The 14816-nt window shown below is 60.2% G+C and carries 15 protein-coding genes; 13 read left to right on the top strand and 2 right to left on the bottom strand.

What is annotated here, in order from left to right:
* The first annotated feature begins 416 nt into the window (after nucleotides 1–416).
* The 11 genes from PWG15_RS35870 to trbI are packed head-to-tail and all read left to right on the top strand — an operon-like array spanning nucleotide 417 to nucleotide 10330.
* A complete protein-coding gene (locus tag PWG15_RS35870; RefSeq protein ID WP_275027642.1) occupies nucleotides 417–1052 on the top strand; it encodes an acyl-homoserine-lactone synthase in 636 nt (211 codons plus the stop codon).
* A complete protein-coding gene (gene trbB / locus PWG15_RS35865) occupies nucleotides 1049–2014 on the top strand; it encodes a P-type conjugative transfer ATPase TrbB (protein WP_275027641.1) in 966 nt (321 codons plus the stop codon). Before PWG15_RS35870 ends, trbB begins: the two co-directional genes overlap by 4 nt.
* Nucleotides 2004–2381, top strand: coding sequence for a TrbC/VirB2 family protein (locus PWG15_RS35860; RefSeq protein ID WP_275027640.1), 378 nt, complete (start codon nucleotides 2004–2006; stop codon nucleotides 2379–2381). The genes trbB and PWG15_RS35860 overlap by 11 nt, the downstream gene beginning before the upstream one ends.
* The gene (locus PWG15_RS35855; protein ID WP_275027639.1) at nucleotides 2374–2673 is read left to right on the top strand and encodes a conjugal transfer protein TrbD; all 300 of its coding nucleotides are present in this window, start codon (nucleotides 2374–2376) and stop codon (nucleotides 2671–2673) included. Before PWG15_RS35860 ends, PWG15_RS35855 begins: the two co-directional genes overlap by 8 nt.
* Nucleotides 2674–2681: 8 nt before the next feature.
* Nucleotides 2682–5132, top strand: a complete 2451-nt coding sequence (locus tag PWG15_RS35850) for a conjugal transfer protein TrbE (RefSeq protein ID WP_275028018.1) — start codon at nucleotides 2682–2684, stop codon at nucleotides 5130–5132.
* On the top strand, nucleotides 5104–5898 hold the full coding sequence (trbJ, locus tag PWG15_RS35845) for a P-type conjugative transfer protein TrbJ (protein ID WP_275027638.1): 795 nt from the start codon (nucleotides 5104–5106) through the stop codon (nucleotides 5896–5898). Before PWG15_RS35850 ends, trbJ begins: the two co-directional genes overlap by 29 nt.
* A 53-nt stretch (nucleotides 5899–5951) precedes the next feature.
* Complete coding sequence (gene trbL, locus PWG15_RS35840; RefSeq protein ID WP_275027637.1) at nucleotides 5952–7082, top strand: P-type conjugative transfer protein TrbL; 1131 nt, start codon at nucleotides 5952–5954, stop codon at nucleotides 7080–7082.
* Between the two features lie 20 nt (nucleotides 7083–7102).
* Nucleotides 7103–7765: a conjugal transfer protein TrbF gene (trbF, locus tag PWG15_RS35835; RefSeq protein WP_275027636.1), complete on the top strand. Its 663-nt coding sequence runs from the start codon at nucleotides 7103–7105 to the stop codon at nucleotides 7763–7765.
* A gap of 41 nt (nucleotides 7766–7806) precedes the next feature.
* A complete protein-coding gene (gene trbG / locus PWG15_RS35830) occupies nucleotides 7807–8595 on the top strand; it encodes a P-type conjugative transfer protein TrbG (protein WP_275028016.1) in 789 nt (262 codons plus the stop codon).
* Nucleotides 8596–8599: 4 nt separating this feature from the next.
* Entirely contained in the window at nucleotides 8600–9040 is a 441-nt protein-coding gene (locus PWG15_RS35825; protein WP_275027635.1) for a conjugal transfer lipoprotein TrbH, read from the top strand.
* A gap of 9 nt (nucleotides 9041–9049) precedes the next feature.
* Nucleotides 9050–10330, top strand: coding sequence for an IncP-type conjugal transfer protein TrbI (trbI, locus tag PWG15_RS35820; protein WP_275027634.1), 1281 nt, complete (start codon nucleotides 9050–9052; stop codon nucleotides 10328–10330).
* Between the two features lie 14 nt (nucleotides 10331–10344).
* Here trbI and PWG15_RS35815 read toward each other — a convergent pair whose 3' ends face one another.
* Nucleotides 10345–11061: an autoinducer binding domain-containing protein gene (locus tag PWG15_RS35815; RefSeq protein WP_275027633.1), complete on the bottom strand. Its 717-nt coding sequence runs from the start codon at nucleotides 11059–11061 to the stop codon at nucleotides 10345–10347.
* A 153-nt stretch (nucleotides 11062–11214) separates the two neighbouring features.
* Nucleotides 11215–11946 carry a winged helix-turn-helix domain-containing protein gene (locus tag PWG15_RS35810; RefSeq protein WP_275027632.1) on the bottom strand — a complete coding sequence of 244 codons (732 nt, stop codon included), beginning with the start codon at nucleotides 11944–11946 and terminating at the stop codon, nucleotides 11215–11217.
* Nucleotides 11947–12442: 496 nt separating this feature from the next.
* On the opposite strand from PWG15_RS35810, the gene PWG15_RS35805 reads away from it, so the two are divergent.
* Together PWG15_RS35805 and PWG15_RS35800 are read left to right on the top strand one after the other, a co-directional pair.
* Nucleotides 12443–13450, top strand: a complete 1008-nt coding sequence (locus PWG15_RS35805; protein WP_275028015.1) for a winged helix-turn-helix transcriptional regulator — start codon at nucleotides 12443–12445, stop codon at nucleotides 13448–13450.
* A gap of 16 nt (nucleotides 13451–13466) precedes the next feature.
* A complete protein-coding gene (locus PWG15_RS35800) occupies nucleotides 13467–14813 on the top strand; it encodes an amidohydrolase (protein WP_275027631.1) in 1347 nt (448 codons plus the stop codon).
* Nucleotides 14814–14816: the final 3 nt, after the last annotated feature.

The raw sequence follows: 14816 nt of genomic DNA, 5'->3' as shown, positions 1-14816 counted from the left end.
TGCAATGCAGCTCTCAAATAACGGTTTTTCAATTAGAAGCCCGGTCAAACCGATATTAGGAGTGATTCACGTCCGCTGACAAGGAATATAGAGTTAACGAAGGGTTAACGCACGGCGCCGAACGGTGACGCAGATAGGCATTTTTACCGTTGTTTTTCAACGCTTTAATTGGCAAAATCGCCCGCTAAACTCACTCGCACTTTTGCACTGGAGAATCCCAACCATCCGGCGCGCTGGAGCACCAAACTCGGGGTTTCGGGCATCTTTCCGCCAGCGACTCACTTCGCGCCGCCCGAATCGCGCCAGACGTGCATCCCTAAAATCGCTGTGGCGAATTTTCACCAGCAGTTTTGCGTCTAGAAACGATGCCCTCAATCATCGCACTCATCCATCCCGAAACGCGGGAAGGATGGTCGATGAAAATCATTGCTCTGAGGGATGCAGGCCTGCCGGACACACGGCATTTCCTCGATCAGATGTTCGCCTTGCGCGCCAAGATCTTCGGTGAACGCCTCGGCTGGGACGTCAACACTGACGAGGACCGCGAGCGCGACAGGTTCGACGATCTGAAGCCGACCTATGTGCTTGCTCTGACCAAGCATGACGAAGTGGTTGGGTCAGCTCGAATGCTGCCGGCGACAGGCCCGACAATGTTGTCCTCGATCTTTCCTGAGCTCCTGGTCGGTGCGGAATACACGCCGCATGCGCATATGGTCGAAAGCTCGCGTTTCTGCGTCGACACGACGGTTGAAGGCAGCAAGAACGCGGGTCTTCATCAGGTCACTCGCTTCATGTTCGCCGGTATTCTCGAATGGTGCCTCTCATCCGGGCACAACGAGGTCGTGACGGTCACCGACGTCGCTGTCGAACGCATTCTTTCGCGAGCGGGCTGGCCTCTGCGCCGCTTTGGTCCGCCACAGACGATTGGCGAAACCATTGCTTTGGCGGGTCTCCTCGACGTTAATTTCGAGATATTCGCCCGCGTCAAACCACTGGAATACGCATCGGACTTCCGGGCGTATCGCGGCTCCAAGCCCTCGGCAGCGATATGACCGCCGTGCACTCAACTTCCCGCCTGGTGCGCAAGCTAGAAGAGGTGCTCGGACCAGATATCCGCTCGGCGCTCGCGGACCCGTCCGTCGTCGAGATCATGCTTAACTCAGACGGCAACCTCTTCGTCGAGCGGCTTGGCCAAACGATCTCGCGTATCGGGCAGATGGATACAACAGCGGCCGAAATCGCAATCGGCGGCGTCGCTCACTCGACCGGCACCACCGTTGACGAGCGGCGACCGATCATCTCCGCCGAGTTGCCGATTGGTGGGCATCGTTTTGAGGGTCTGCTGCCTCCTGTCGTTCAGGCCCCGGTTTTTTGCATTCGTAAACGCGCGTCTCGCCTCGTCCCACTCGATGATTATGTGTCGGATGGCTCAATGACGGCTGAACAGGCGTGTCTGCTGCGGCACGCCGTCGATAACCGGTTCAACATCCTCGTCTCGGGAGGAACCGGCTCCGGCAAGACGACGCTCGCAAACGCCCTCATCGCCGAGATTGCAGCAGTCGCCTCAAACGACCGCCTGATCATCCTCGAGGACACGGTCGAAATCCGCTGCGGCTCTCGCAATGCCCTGGCACTGCGTACAAGCGACGAAATCGACATGCAACGCCTGCTGAAGAGTACGCTCAGACTGCGACCAGACCGCATCATCGTTGGGGAAGTTCGCGATGGCGCCGCGCTCTCATTGCTCAAGTCCTGGAACACCGGGCATCCCGGGGGGATCGCGACGGTGCACGCCAATTCGGCGCGCTCGGCACTTCGCCGCATCGAGCAACTGACCGCGGAAGCTACCCCCCAGCCGATGCAATCGGTGATCGGAGAGGCAATCGATCTCGTCGTTTCGATTGAACGGACAGCGACAGGCCGTCGACTTGGCGAACTCCTGCGCGTCGGCGGTCATGACGGCACTGCCTACCGATTGGAACCTTATCGGGAAGGAAACCGAGATGCGGCATGACGTTAAACTGGCGACGGTAGTCCTTGCCGGCCTCACTCTGGTCTTGAGCAGCGATCCGGCGTTCGCAGGCTCTGGCGGTGGCCTGCCTTGGGAAGGTCCGCTCGAACGCATCCAGGAGTCGATTACCGGCCCTGTCGCCGGTTACATCGCGCTTGCCGCAGTCGCGATTGCAGGTGGCATGTTGATCTTCGGCGGGGAACTCAACGACTTTGCCCGCCGTCTGGTCTATGTCGTCCTTGTCGCCGGCGTGCTTCTGGGTGCCACCCAGATCGTCCAGCTGTTCGGCGCCACCGGCGCATCTGTTGCTGACGCAACCATTATCAAATCCTCCCACCCCCAAACGAAGGGATGGGCAGGCAATGCGTGAGGCCGTCTGCCTTCTTGAGCGAAACCGCATCCATCGCGCGCTCTCGCGACCCAACCTCTTGCTCGGTGCAGACCGTGAACTCGTGCTTGTGACTGGGCTTGCGACGGTCATTCTGATCTTCGTCGTCCTGACCGTCTATTCGGCACTGATCGGGCTCGCCGGCTGGGTCCTCGCAATGGGTATCTTGAGGCATATGGCCAAGGAAGATCCGCTCATGCGCAAGGTCTATTTGCGCCATATTCGCTACCGCCGCATCTACCGCCCGACATCGACGCCATGGCGCAAAGGTTGAAGCGCGCCATGGTCAACCTTCGACGCTTCAGGTCACCCGACCCTTCCTTTGCTGACCTGGTTCCCTATGCCGGCCTGGTCGACAACGGCATCATCCTGCTCAAGGACGGCTCTCTGATGGCCGGCTGGTATTTTGCAGGTCCCGACAGCGAAAGCGCCACGGACCTCGAGCGCAACGAGATATCCCGCCAGATCAATGCCGTTCTGGCGCGGTTGGGTTCCGGCTGGATGATCCAGGTCGAGGCCGTGCGTGTGGAGGCGACCGCCTATCCGTCGGCCGAACGCTCCCATTTCCCTGATCCGGTGACACGGGCGATCGAAGCCGAGCGGCGGGCGCATTTCGAAAGGGAAGGGACGCATTTCGAGAGCCGCCATGCGCTCATTCTCACGCAGCGCCCGATCGAACAGCGCCGCAGTGGTCTCGGAAAATACGTCTACGCGGATCCCGAAAGCCGAAAGAGAGGCTTTGCCGACACAGCGCTTGATCTTTTCCGAACTCGTGTCCGCGAAGTTGAACAGTATCTCGCCAACTGGATCTCGCTGCGCCGCATGGCGACACGGGAACTCAATCCAGCCGACGACGGGCGCAAGGAGCGCTTCGACGAACTCTTCCAGTTCATCCGCTTCTGCATCAGCGGCGAAAACCATCCAATCCGATTGCCCGATATCCCATTCTATCTGGATTGGCTGGTAACGGCCGAGTTTCAGCACGGGCTCACGCCTCTGGTCGACAATCGCCACCTGGGCGTCGTCGCCATCGATGGGTTACCGTCCGAGAGCTGGCCTGGCATCCTGAACGGCCTCGACCGCCTTCCAATGGCCTATCGCTGGTCCTCCCGTTTCATCTTTCTCGATGCGCAGGAAGCACGTGAACGACTCGAGCGCACCCGCAAGAAGTGGCAGCAGAAAGTACGTCCCTTCTTCGATCAGCTTTTCCAGACGGAGGGCAGGTCTATCGATCAGGATGCGATTGCAATGGTCGCCGAGGTCGAAGACGCCATCGCCCAGGCGTCTTCCGAACTGGTCGCTTACGGCTACTACACGCCAGTCGTCATTGTTTTCGGAGCCGACGAACCCGAGGTCCGCGACAAGTGCGAACTGGTCCGTCAGGCGGTGCAGGTCGAAGGGTTCGGCGCGCGTATCGAGACACTCAATGCCACGGAAGCCTATCTCGGAAGCCTGCCTGGCAATTGGTACTGCAACGTGCGAGAACCACTGATCAACACGCGCAATCTCGCCGACCTGATCCCGCTCAACACGGTCTGGGCCGGAAACCCGTTTGCGCCGTGCCCGTATCTGCCGCCGAACTCGCCTCCGCTCCTTCAGGTGGCATCCGGATCAACACCCTTTCGGTTCAACCTGCATGTTGACGACATTGGCCACACCCTCGTGTTCGGGCCGACGGGGTCTGGCAAGTCGACGCTGCTTGCTTTGATCGCGGCACAGTTTCGCCGTTACGTCGGCGCCCAGGTTTTTATCTTCGACAAGGGGCGTTCGATGCTGCCCCTGACGCTTGCAGTCGGCGGTGGTCACTATGAAATTGGTGCCGACGGAGAGGCACCCGGTCTGTGCTTCTGCCCGCTCCTCGATCTGGAAGGGGAGGGGGATAGGGCGTGGGCCTGCCAATGGGTGGAAACCCTCGCCGAATTGCAGGGAGCCTCGATCGGCCCCGAAGAACGCAACGCTATTTCGCGTCAGATCACGCTTATGGCCACGGCGTCAGGACGTTCATTATCTGACTTCGTGAGCGGCGTGCAGCTCAAGGCGATCAAGGACGCGTTGCAGCACTACACCATCGATGGTCCCCTGGGTGCTCTCATCGACGCGGAAATCGACACGTTGTCGCTGGGCGCATTTGAGGCGTTCGAGATCGAGCATCTGATGGTCCTCGGTGAACGAAGCCTTGTTCCGGTCCTGACCTATCTGTTTCGCCGGATCGAGAAGCGGCTCACCGGTGCGCCGAGCCTCATCATCCTCGACGAAGCCTGGCTCATGCTTGGCCATCCGCTATTTCGCGAGCGCATCCGCGAATGGCTGAAGGTCCTTCGAAAGGCAAACTGTGCCGTGGTGCTCGCAACCCAGTCGATCTCGGATGCGGAACGATCCGGCATTATCGACGTGCTGCGAGAAAGCTGCCCAACGAAGATATGCCTGCCAAATGCAGCAGCCCGTCAGCCCGGAGCCCGGGAATTCTATGAACGCATGGGTTTCAACGACCGCCAGATCGAGATCGTCGCCGCGTCCACGCCGAAGCGGGACTACTACGTCACCTCGCCAGAGGGGCGGCGCCTCTTCGACATGGCACTCGGTCCTCTGGCTCTCGCCTTTGTCGGCGCCGCCGGCAAGGACGACCTGAAGCGCATTCGCGCGCTTCATCTCGAGCACGGCCGAAGCTGGCCGGTCGAATGGCTCAAACTGAGAGGAATTCCCGATGCGGAAACGCTTCTTGCGGATAGTTGAACGTCTCGCCCTGGTCGTCGCAACATTATCGACCGCTTCGCCGACCGCCGCCGGCGGGGCAACGGGCGTCGCCACGGAGTGGACACAGCTCGCCAACAATGCCGAGCTCATCAATCTCCTCGAAAAGTCCGGTATCCAGATCGAAAACCAAGTGAAGCAGATCGGCCAGCTCGCCGAGCAGATCCAGAACCAGTTGAGGATCTACGAAAACATGCTGCAAAACACCGCGCGACTGCCTCAGCATGCATGGGGCAAGGTCGAAGCGGACCTGAAACGCTTGCAGAAGGTCGTAGACACCGGGCAAGGCATCGCTTTTTCAATGGGCAATGCGGACGACGTCCTTCGCCAGCGCTTTGCAAGTTATGCCGACTACAGGACCGACCTGCCGGACGGGGAAACGTTCTCGTCCAGCTACCAGGCCTGGTCGGCGACAAATCGCGGCACGATCGCCGGCACGCTCAAGGCTGCAAGCCTCACAGCAGACCAGTTTTCGAGCGAGGAGACGACGATGCGCTCGCTTCGCACCCTCTCGGAAACCTCCGACGGTCAGATGAAGGCGCTGCAAGTCGGTCATCAGATTGCAGCCGAACAGGTCGGGCAGATGCAAAAGCTGCGAGGTCTTGTCTCACAGCAGATGACGATGATGGCAACCTGGTACCAAAGCGACCAGACAGATGAGGATCTGGCTCAAGCCAGGCGCGAGCGCTTCTTTGGGGCGCCGGCTCAAACCGCTCCGCGCGGACAGAAGATGGAGCTTCGCTGGTGACCGGAGCCGTATCCCCCTTGTCGCTTGCGAGGTGGGCCTTCGTCCCATGTTGCTTGATATTTGGATCCGTGATGGACGCTCAAGCTCAGGACGGAAGCGCTCTGACCGAGCTCGAAAATCAGATCGCCGCTGCTGCGAAGGGTTGGGAAGCAAGCGCGATCGCGGCCGCGCGTTCACTGTTTTGGATCCTCGCCGGCATCGAGGTCGCGCTCGCCGCGATCTGGCTTGCGCTGCAGGCAGCATCACTTGACGGCTGGTTTGCCGAGCTCGTCCGAAGGATCATGTTCGTCGGGTTCTTCGCGTTCGTGCTCGAGCAGGGGCCAGACTTCGCGAAAGCGGTTATCGACAGTCTCTTCCAGATCGGCGCCGGCGGCGGCTCGGCCTCACCGGCCGACATCTTCGACGCTGGAATTCGCGTCGCTTCGCAGATGTCGAAGCAGGTCCAGTTCGGGCTTTTCGAGGACAATGCCCTGGCAATCGCCGCCGTTCTGGCCATGGTCGTCGTCGTCATCGCCTTCTCGCTCGTTGCCGCAATCTTCGTGGCGATCATGGTCGAAGCATATGTCGGCCTGCTGGCCGGAATGATCATGCTCGGACTTGGTGGATCCTCGCACACCAAGGACTTCGCCGTGCGCTATCTCGTCTACGCCTTCAGCGTTGGCTTGAAACTGATGGCCCTGGTAATGATTGCCCGCATCGGTTCGGAGGTGCTGCTCGGTTTGGCACTTGCTCCGGTCGCAGACACGCAGCAGTTCGTCACGACGCTTGCGATCGCGGGTATCTCGGTCGTCGTCTTCATCATCGCGATCTATGTCCCGAACATCCTTCAGGGTGTTGTCCAGGGAGCGTCGGTCTCCGGCGGCATGGAAGCCATTCGCCATGGCGGACAGGCGGCCTCCTTTGCGACCGGCGCAGGGTTCCTCGCCGCCGGAGGTGCTGCGGCCGGCATCGCTGCAGCGCAAGCCGCCCGTGCAGCCGGTGCATCGATGGTTGGGTCGACGCTCCGCGGTATGGCGCAAGGGGCCAGTGCAAGCGCACGCGCGGCCGGTTCAGCTGCAAAGGACAAGGCGATTGGTGCGCCCGGCGCTCACGCCGCGTCCTTGATGGGGCTTGCGAACGCGAAACTTGATGGCAGCCCTGCGGGTACGCCCCGGAGTTCACCACAGCAATCCGAACACCGCTGAAGCTCAAAAGGATCCTGCCGATGGCCGCCAGAGACGCCCCCGACAACCCTTACCTTGCCGCGCGACAGGAATGGAACGAGCGCTACGGCTCGTATGTGCGCGCAGCGATCGCTTGGCAGATCGTTGGAACGAGCGCCATGGCAGTCGCGATCATCGGTTTCGGCTACGGGCTTTATCAGAGTTCGAAAGTGAAGCTCGTCCCCTATATCGTCGAGGTCGACAAACTGGGCGCATCGGTCAGTGCTGGCTTCCCCGAGCAGATCGACTATGCCGATCAGCGCGTCGTGCGCGCCTCGCTCGCTGGGTTCTTCGCGAGCTTGCGCTCCGTAACGCCCGACGCGGTCGTCCAGAAGCAGTATATCGACCGAACCTACGCGCATCTCAGAAGCGCCGATCCATCGACCGGAAAGGTGAACGCCTGGTTCCGCGACAACTCGCCGTTTGGAAGGGCGCAGCGCGCGACCGTCGCGATCGAGGTAAACAACGTCGTGGCGCTGTCGAACCAGACCTTCCAGGTCGACTGGACTGAATTCGAACGTGACCGCGCGGGAAAGGAGACGGCCGTGCGTCGGTTCCGTGGCATTGCGACCGTGACGCTTACGGCGCCCCAGGATGAGGCCGTGATCCGTCTCAACCCGATCGGTCTCTACCTAAAGGATCTCGACTGGACGGCGCAGCTTTAACGAAAATGGGGGGACGTCGGGTGCAATTCGACAAGGCAACCATCCTGGCCCTGGGCTTGAGCTCGGCGCTGCTCAGCGGGCCTGTTCGGGCCGAAGCAATCACGGGAAAAGAGGCAAAGGCAGCGGCAATGTCGGCGAAATGGCGCACGGCGGCCGGCGTCACGACCACGGGACCGGACGGCAAGGTCATTTTTCTTTATGGCGCAAGCCAGCCGTCGGTCGTCTGCTCGCCGCTCCAGGTTTGCGACATCGAGCTTCAGTCGGGCGAGATCGTCAGGGACGTTCTCGTCGGCGATACCGTGCGATGGAAGATCGAGGCCGCAACGTCAGGTGCCGCCGGCGATCAGGCGATCCACCTGGTCGTCAAACCATCGGAACCTGGTATCACCACCTCGATGGTCGTAACAACCTCGCGACGCACCTATCATCTGCAGCTGAAGTCTCACCCGACCCTTTACATGGCACGGGTCGGGTTCGCCTATCCCGAAGACAGGTCCGCAAGCCTTGCGGATGCGAACGCCCGCCTGGAGGCCGGGAATGTGGGCGTCACCGCGGAAGCTTTGAACTTCACCTACACGATCAGCGGTCGCGCTCGTTGGAAGCCGACGCGCGTCTATTCCGACGGCCAGAAGACCTACATTCAATTCCCCAAATCGATTTCTTCCCAGGATGCGCCTGTCCTATTCGTCGTTTCCGGCGGACAGAACAGGACGGTCAATTACCGGATGAAACACGGCCTAATGACCGTCGACGTCGACATAGACCGAGCCGTGCTGATCTCTGGCGTCGGCTGGCGCCAGGAGAAAATCACGATCAAGAGGGGAGGGTAGGCCCATGAACCGTTCGATCAAACCTCTTCTGCTTGCCGCACTCGTCAGCGGCTGCCAGACCGCCCCATCTTCGCAAACGGTCGATACGCGCCCTGGCGAGATCTCTGGAAATTCCGAAAGCGCCATTGCCGGTGACATGGCGAGCCGTTTCGTTGAAACGATTGACAACCAGCAACTGCCGGAAGTGCACCTTTCAGCAAGCAGTGACCAATCCCGCGCAGCGCTTGCAACTGCACTGTCGCTTTGGGGCTACTCGGTTGTCCAGCAGCCAAGCGACGCGAAGGCAATGAAGGCGGCAACTACCGTCGCCTACGATCTAACAGCTTTCGAAGACCTCGTGCTCGCCCGCATCTCCACGCCGAACCTGACATTGACGCGCGCCTACCGGACAAACCCCGGAGGCGCAGAACCAACGACACCGCTTGCCGTAGCGCGAGACCTTTAGGAGGCGGCAATGGTCCAATCGCTGCAGCTCTCGAGCCCCCAGAGACACATCAAACGGGTCAACCGGCTTCCGCTCCTCGTGGCAGGCACAATGGCACTCATCGTCCTGGCAGCAATCGTCGTTGGTCTTTCCTCAAGAGGTCTTGGAACCCGATCCGATACCGGACCCGAAGCGTCCTCGGACGGCTCTGCATCGACCTTTGCGGAAAACCTGAAGCGTGGAATCGTCGACGGTATCATCGCCGAACCGGTGGATGCCACGGTGAGTGCAAACCCGAGCACACGTCCCCTGGCGGACGGTCCCGCGCCGGAAATGAAAACGACTTCGAACGCCGCGGCGCCTGAGCCTGCGACCGCCGATCGCCGGAACCTGGAAAACGACGGCGATTGGCTGGATCAGCTCGCACGCGAGCGCAAGGAGCAGCTTCTTCGGGAACGCCACAGACAGGACATGGCGCGCCTTCAGGCCAGGGACGCGGCACTCGACTCTCCGCTTACCGTTGCGATTGCCGGCGTGCGAGATAAGAATGCCGGCAGTGACATCAGCGATCCCGAGATCCCAATGTCGCAGCAACGAGGATCGGACCTCTACGCAAAGGCGATGGCGGAGGGGTTCGGCGCCGACCCAAATGGCCAAGCCTCAAAGCAAGCATTCTTCAATACCGACATCAAGGAACTTGGCTACCTGCCGAACGGGGTCTTGCCGGCGCAATCACCTTTCGAACTGAAGCGCGGCTCGGTCATTCCGGCGACGCTGATCTCCGGCATCAATTCCGATCTTCCGGGCCGCATTTCGGCGCAGGTGAGCCGGCCGATCTTCGACAGCGCCACAGGACGCCATCTCCTCATCCCCCAAGGCGCAAAGCTTTTCGGCCGCTACGACTCTGAAGTTGCCTTCGGCCAATCGCGCGTGCTGGCGATCTGGACGGATCTCATTTTTCCGAACGGAGCCACGCTACAGCTCGGAGGAATGGCCGGCACAGATGCCACAGGATACGGCGGCTTCAAGGACAAGGTTGACCGGCACATATTGAGAACTTTCGGTTCCGCAGCCCTTGTCGCACTCATTGGAGTTGGTATCGACATGTCGCTTCCATCAGATGGCCGTGAACGCGACCGGGACACAGCCTCGGATTCTGCTCGCCGCAGTTTTGCAGAGACCTTCGGCCGGGTCGCTGAGCGCACGATCGGCAAGAACCTCGACGTGCAGCCGACACTTCGCATCCGCCCGGGCTACATGTTCAACGTCCTCGTCGACCAGGACATCATCTTCCCCGGCACCTACCGCTGAACCATCAGGCTCGCTCAGATCAGCCTTCGTCTCGTCGCCGCAGCGGTCGCCTGCTTGATATTGACGACACCAAGTTTCAGTTTCGCCCCATCGACATGATGGCGCACGCCCGAATACGTCATGCCGAGAATGTCGGCGATTTCCCGCATCGTCTTGCCTTCGGCCGACCATCTCATGCAAGAAAGCTCAATGCCTGAGAGGCCAAGAGCGCTCACGGCGTTTGAAGGACGGCCGACTTCTACCATCTTGGTATGCAGGGCGGCAGCCGCCGTTATGCCGAGGGCCGACGTTTCGCCGCGCAGGCAGTTTTCGGGCCGGCCGAGCTTGGAGGACGCAAAGGTCAGGATGGCAAACCGCCCGAACCCCGCTGACACCGAAACAGAAAGCCCGGACTTGATGTTGAAGTCGGCGGCTTCTGTGTAGAAGCGCCGGAGCTCCGGGCTAACGCGTGGCCGCATCTCGTCGACCGACCACCAAAACACCTGCGTGCTCCTCTTGGCGGTCGTGACGACTGGATCAAGCGTCATGTAGGAACGCGCAAGATAGACCCTCTGCCATTCCTCCGGGTAGTTGCTGAACACCCGGCAATCGTTCGGATGCGCACGAAAGTAGGCGTAGCAGTCAAATCCGGCTGCCCTTGCCAATCCTTCGAGTGCGTTGGTAAGCGCGCTCGGCGATGAGCGAACCTGACAAAGTTCAATCAGGCGTTCAAAAATCCTTCGTTCATTCATGCGATCTCTACTCCGGCTCTGGTGGGTCGGGTCGAGCCTCTCGCAAATGGAGGCAACTCGCACGGTCTAGATGTGGCGTCTCGCAGTCGCAACCTTTTGTAACATTCTTGTAACAAAACTTCATATTTCGATGGCAGCCGCAAAGGCCTGCCTTCAGACGAGTTCCACCTCCTGGGCAAAGACGTAGCCGCCGAGCCTGACCGTTTTCACGTAGATCGGATGGTGCGGATCCGGCTCGATTTCCTTCCTCAGGCGGGCTATGTGAACATCAATGCTACGCTCGGCCGGCCCGGCCAGACCAAACCGGGTGGCCTCGAGCAGTTGCCTGCGAGACAAAGCTTTGCCGGGATTGCGCGCGAGGACCACGAGGACATCGAACTCCCCGGACGTGAGTTTTCTCAAGTGTCCCGCGGGATCGCGCAGTGTGCGCTTGCGCGGATCAATTCTCCACCCATCGAACAGGATTGCGCGCAGATTCTCTTGATCGGGCGAGCCGGAGCCGGCGCGCCGCAGAACACTGCGCAGGCGCGCAAGCGTATCAAAGGCTTTCCCGCTTCGGAGCACGTATGCATCGGCGCCCGCATCCAGGCCGTTGGCGACGATCCGGTCGTCATGGCTGTCGACGATGAGAACAAGCGCGATGTCGCTGATGGATCGAACAGACCGGCAAAGAGTAAGACACTCCTTCGATGAAGCGGTTGCATCGATGACAAGAAGGTCGAAGGTTCGCGTTGTAAGAAGACGACGCATAGTAGCGGCATTGCCCTGATGGACTTCGTACCCCTGCGTAACGAGAAGCGCCGAAAATCGGTGGCGCAGTTTTTCGTCTTTGATGACGGTCACCACCTTTTTTGCTCCCTGAGCGATCCGTTCGATGCTTGGCAACGAGGTTCCCCCTGGATCGGCACGGCACTCATTGCCGCGCAACCTCCTCGGGAACTAGTGTCTCAAACAGACGCGCTCAAGTCGCAGAAATGCTGCTTAACGGTATTACCTTGCTTGAAGATTCGAACCGGTCGGCGAAGCGTTCGGAGCGGCCCCGCAATCCAACTTAGGAACGTTTTCGGTCGAATCGTGGCGCGTTTTCCGCCAAGGGGTTCGCGTTTCTTTCAGCAGAAACATTATAACGCCGGCAGGTCGTGCCGCGCGAATGCGCCAGACGGCAGCCCGATCCCAAAAGATTCTCTTTTACTCACGCGCCGATCGTCCCGGGAGGCAACCTCAGTGTGACCGCGGTTTCGGTCGTTCTTCACCGGCCGTCAAATCCTTGACCGAGATCGAAGGGCATATGCCCGAGTGAAAGCGGGGGCACGCAAGGCAAGATGGAGAGACCTCTTTATTGTTACGGTGTGACGGCCGACATTTGGAACGCCCTTTGGACGTGCTCGTGTCAGAACTCTGGTGTGCTGCATTGATCTCATCCGGCATCCAGCATCTCCTTGAACGCTGGCCGATGATGGACCGGCTTGCAAAACGCCTCCAATCGATCGCGGCAAACATTCATCTCAACCGCCAATCAATTCATGGGCGTGCAGTCCGGCCACCCGAAACAATTCTTAATAGACATATTCCTCGATCAATGTTGCGATCAAAACCTATGCGTGCAAACATTATGTTGTTGCTTCAGCATCGTGACCGGGAAGACAGGCCGATGCCACCTTCCGACACGAACTCGAAGCCTTTGGTAATCGTCAGCTCGCGTGATGCCGGGTTCAGTCTTACCCATCGGCACATCCTCACCGTCGCGGGCTACTCCACCGATCTGTCATCAGATCTCGAAGACGTCATGCTGATCGCCGGAGGAAGGGCCGTGGATGCCGTGCTTCTCGATGCGCCCGACATAGGCGCCGCAACTTTCTGCCAGGGCCTGAAAAGGCAGATTTCGAGCACCAGGACAGCCGTCGTCGCTCTACTGCGCGCCAAAGCCGTTGGCGCGCTTCCAGCGATTTTGCGCGCCGGCGCCGACGAAGTCCTCATATGCCCGGTGGAACCCCAGCAATATCTGAACGCGCTCAAGCATCATCTGGCGGACGCCCCGACCGGGTTCGCTGTAGCCTCTCGGGTCACGTCCGGAGGGCTGTCAGTCGATACCGCCAGCCATCAGGCTTACTGGCGCGGTATTCCCTTTCATCTGAGCCTCATCGAGTTCCGGCTTCTCAGCACTCTTCTCCACGAGAGCGGTCGGGTGTTTTCCCGCCGAGACCTCATAGAGCGAGCATGGCCGGCCGGCGTGTTCGTCGACCCGCGTACGGTCAACGTCCATGTCGCGAGGCTTCGCAAGGCGCTCCTGCGGCTCACGGGCATTGACTGGATCCGCGCCGTTCGAGGTGTCGGCTATGGCCTGGCTTTGCCGGGGCCGAGGCAGGACCACACCGCTTATCGCCGATAGCCAAGAGGAGGCTCGCATGGACACGCTCATCGTCAACGGCAGTCTGATCACCGGCGACGGCATTACCTTCCTCGAGCGAGCGAGTGTACGGATCCGAGGATCGAAAATCGCCGACGTGACGACCTATCAGCCCGCGGCCAACGAAGGTGAACGCGTCATCGATGCCAACGGCTCGATCATCATCCCGGGCATAATAAATGGGCATGCCCATGGGTGCATCGAGGGCCCTTCGATGCCATCCGGGACGGCACCGTGTTCGACCGAGGACATTCTCTACCAACGCAATCGGCATCTGATGAGCGGGACCACCACCTTGCTCAACGTGTGCGGGCTCGCGACACCGGACGAGATCGGAAGGGGTGAACTGGCATCGCATGCGCTCGACGTTCAGGTAACGACGGCGCATACGCCGAGCAGTATCGCTGCTGCCCAAGTTTCAGATGGCAAGGGGTTGGCACATCATCACCTGACAGCGACCATCGACGATATGATCTCCCTCGGCGCACGGGCATTGGGAGAGGCCGGCGGCGGCCAAACGCTTGGCGGCGGTGCGCAGGACTACCGTTATCTGCCGCAAGCAATCGAAGCGGCCACGGGTGTTGCGGTCCATCCGAAGATCGCCAGACTTTTCAAGGAGGCGGTGCTAGGACGACGTCTTGACGGCTCTGGCGCAGCGTCGAGCGAAGCAATCGACGATCTAATCCACCATTACGCGCTGGAGAACCATCTGACGGTCGAAGGGCTTCGTCGGATCGTTGTCGAAACGGTCATGCCCCCGGTCCACCTCGCTATGAAGGGCCTTGAGGAAATCGCCGTTCAGTCGCACCGGCTCCGGCTCGCGGCGATCTTTCACAACGCCGCGCCGACTGCCTCGATCCTCGTGCGGCTGGCCGAAACGTATCCGCGCGCGCGGATGATCGCCGGGCACTCCAACCATCCGATGTTTCTGCCGGACGAGGCCGTGGCGACAGCGCGATTGCTTAAGGAGAGAGGCGTCACGATCGATGTGTCGACGCTCGACTGCATTGCAACCCGATGGCGCAATGGTCCTGATAACCTCGACGCACTGGCGGAGGCAGATCTCATCGACACGTTGTCGACCGACTATGCCGGCGGCGATTGGGACACGATCCTTTCTGCGATCCAGCGCATGATTTCCAGGAAACAAATGCCGGCGCCACGGGCCATCGCACTCGCGACCGGAAACGTCGCCAGCGCAATACCGGAACTGGCGGGCGATCGCGGTTTCATCGACAGGAACAAAAGGGCAGATATCGTCATCTGCGATGCTCACAATTTCGCCCACGTTCGCCATGTGATTGCGAACGGGCGTCTAGTGGTTGAGAATTCTCGTATTCTGTAGCCG

It is taken from the genome of Ensifer adhaerens, from assembly GCF_028993555.1.
GTDB lineage: Bacteria > Pseudomonadota > Alphaproteobacteria > Rhizobiales > Rhizobiaceae > Ensifer > Ensifer adhaerens_I.
Note: the sequence above shows the minus strand (reverse complement) of the source record. Positions and strands in the feature narration are given on the sequence as shown.